2 tRNA genes and 1 rRNA gene are annotated in these 3002 nt (G+C 49.3%); all 3 read left to right on the top strand.

Annotated elements, in window-relative coordinates:
- Positions 1 to 48 precede the first annotated feature (48 nt).
- A tRNA-Ile gene (locus tag C0T34_RS18025) sits at positions 49 to 125 on the top strand.
- Between the two features lie 158 nt (positions 126 to 283).
- A tRNA-Ala gene (locus C0T34_RS18020) sits at positions 284 to 359 on the top strand.
- A gap of 339 nt (positions 360 to 698) precedes the next feature.
- Positions 699 to 3002: ribosomal RNA gene (locus C0T34_RS18015) — 23S ribosomal RNA — on the top strand; the annotation flags it as partial.

Below are 3002 nucleotides of genomic sequence, written 5' to 3'. Positions count from 1 at the left end.
AGTGCTCACACAGATTGTCTGATGAAGAACGAGCAGAAATACCGGTATAGGCTTGTAGCTCAGGTGGTTAGAGCGCACCCCTGATAAGGGTGAGGTCGGTGGTTCAAGTCCACTCAGGCCTACCAAATCGTATTGATACTGCGTTGTGAAATCACTCGTTTACTGATGTAAACTTCGTGACTTCACGCCTTGTCTCACTGCGATTGGCTCAATTCTTACTTAAAGGAACAGTTCCAATAAGAAAGAAACCTGAGAAACAAAACGGTATTAAAGAATGCATTATGGGGCTATAGCTCAGCTGGGAGAGCGCCTGCCTTGCACGCAGGAGGTCAGCGGTTCGATCCCGCTTAGCTCCACCATAATCTCTTGAATATAAAACAATAATTCAGAGTATATTAGCAATAGTATACTGCGAATTATTTTGCTCTTTAACAATCTGGAACAAGCTGAAAAATTGAAAACAAATCAATATATCACCGAGGTATATTGATGAGTCTCTCAAAATCTCAGACCTTGAATTTGTGATACTCCAAGGCGAGTGTCATGAGCGAACAACAGCAATTCTAGGCGGCCAGCACGCAGTAAGCGCAGCATACATAAGTATGTGAGCATTACGAGCACTGCCTAACAACGAATTGATGCTTGTGTAGCCATGACCTTTAAAGTCGTCTTCGAGAAGAAACATCTTCGGGTTGTGAGGTTAAGCGAATAAGCGTACACGGTGGATGCCTAGGCAATCAGAGGCGATGAAGGACGTGCTAATCTGCGATAAGCGTCGGTAAGGTGATATGAACCGTTATACCCGACGATTTCCGAATGGGGAAACCCAATATCCAATGGATATTATCATGACGTGAATACATAGCGTCATGAAGCGAACCGGGAGAACTGAAACATCTCAGTACCCCGAGGAAAAGAAATCAACCGAGATTCCCCTAGTAGCGGCGAGCGAACGGGGAACAGCCCAGAGTCTTAATCAATAGCAGCATCAGGAGAACGGTCTGGAAAGTCCGGCAGTAAAGGGTGATAGCCCCGTATCCGAAGATGCTGTTATTGTGAACTCGACGAGTAGGGCGGGACACGTGTTATCCTGTCTGAATATGGGGGGACCATCCTCCAAGGCTAAATACTCCTGATTGACCGATAGTGAACCAGTACCGTGAGGGAAAGGCGAAAAGAACCCCGGCGAGGGGAGTGAAAAAGAACCTGAAACCGTGTACGTACAAGCAGTAGGAGCCTCTTTATGGGGTGACTGCGTACCTTTTGTATAATGGGTCAGCGACTTATATTCTGTAGCGAGGTTAACCGTATAGGGGAGCCGTAGGGAAACCGAGTCTTAACTGGGCGAATGAGTTGCAGGGTATAGACCCGAAACCCGGTGATCTATCCATGGGCAGGTTGAAGGTTGGGTAACACTAACTGGAGGACCGAACCGACTAATGTTGAAAAATTAGCGGATGACTTGTGGATGGGGGTGAAAGGCCAATCAAACCGGGAGATAGCTGGTTCTCCCCGAAAGCTATTTAGGTAGCGCCTCGTGAACTCATCTTCGGGGGTAGAGCACTGTTTCGACTAGGGGGTCATCCCGACTTACCAACTCGATGCAAACTGCGAATACCGAAGAATGTTATCACGGGAGACACACGGCGGGTGCTAACGTCCGTCGTGAAGAGGGAAACAACCCAGACCGCCAGCTAAGGTCCCAAAGTCATGGTTAAGTGGGAAACGAAGTGGGAAGGCTCAGACAGCCAGGATGTTGGCTTAGAAGCAGCCATCATTTAAAGAAAGCGTAATAGCTCACTGGTCGAGTCGGCCCGCGCGGAAGATGTAACGGGGCTAAACCATGCACCGAAGCTGCGGCAGCGAACGTATCACTTAAATTTGTTTGAGTGAAAAACGATTGACGGAACGAAGTGACGTCAATGCGTCCATTAAAGTCGAGGCGAAAGCCAGATAAGCGAATTTAAGGATACGTTCGTTGGGTAGGGGAGCGTTCTGTAAGCCTGCGAAGGTGTACTGTGAGGTATGCTGGAGGTATCAGAAGTGCGAATGCTGACATAAGTAACGATAATGCGGGTGAAAAACCCGCACGCCGGAAGACCAAGGGTTCCTGTCCAACGTTAATCGGGGCAGGGTGAGTCGACCCCTAAGGCGAGGCTGAAAAGCGTAGTCGATGGGAAACGGGTTAATATTCCCGTACTGGTGGTAACTGCGATGGGGGAACGGAGAAGGCTAGGTTGTCCGGGCGACGGTCGTCCCGGTTCAAGCATGTAGGCAGAGTGATTAGGCAAATCCGGTCACTTAATGCTGAGGTGTGATGACGAACCACTAAGGTGGTGAAGCAATTGATGCCCTGCTTCCAGGAAAAGCCTCTAAGCTTCAGGTTACCAACAATCGTACCCCAAACCGACACAGGTGGTCAGGTAGAGAATACTCAGGCGCTTGAGAGAACTCGGGTGAAGGAACTAGGCAAAATGGTGCCGTAACTTCGGGAGAAGGCACGCTGGCGGTAAGTGAAGTCCCTCGCGGACGGAGCCGAAGCCAGTCGAAGATACCAGCTGGCTGCAACTGTTTATTAAAAACACAGCACTGTGCAAACACGAAAGTGGACGTATACGGTGTGACGCCTGCCCGGTGCTGGAAGGTTAATTGATGGGGTTATCCGTAAGGAGAAGCTCTTGATCGAAGCCCCAGTAAACGGCGGCCGTAACTATAACGGTCCTAAGGTAGCGAAATTCCTTGTCGGGTAAGTTCCGACCTGCACGAATGGCGTAATGATGGCCAGGCTGTCTCCACCCGAGACTCAGTGAAATTGAACTCGCTGTGAAGATGCAGTGTACCCGCGGCAAGACGGAAAGACCCCGTGAACCTTTACTATAGCTTGACACTGAACATTGAGCCTTGATGTGTAGGATAGGTGGGAGACTATGAAGTGTGGACGCCAGTCTGCATGGAGTCAACCTTGAAATACCACCCTTTAACGTTTGATGTTCTAACCTAGG

The sequence above is a fragment of the Proteus sp. CA142267 genome (assembly GCF_003336825.1).
Classification (GTDB): Bacteria; Pseudomonadota; Gammaproteobacteria; order Enterobacterales; family Enterobacteriaceae; genus Proteus; species Proteus terrae.
The sequence above is the reverse complement of the archived record's forward strand: the minus strand, read 5'-3'. Positions and strand labels throughout refer to the sequence as shown.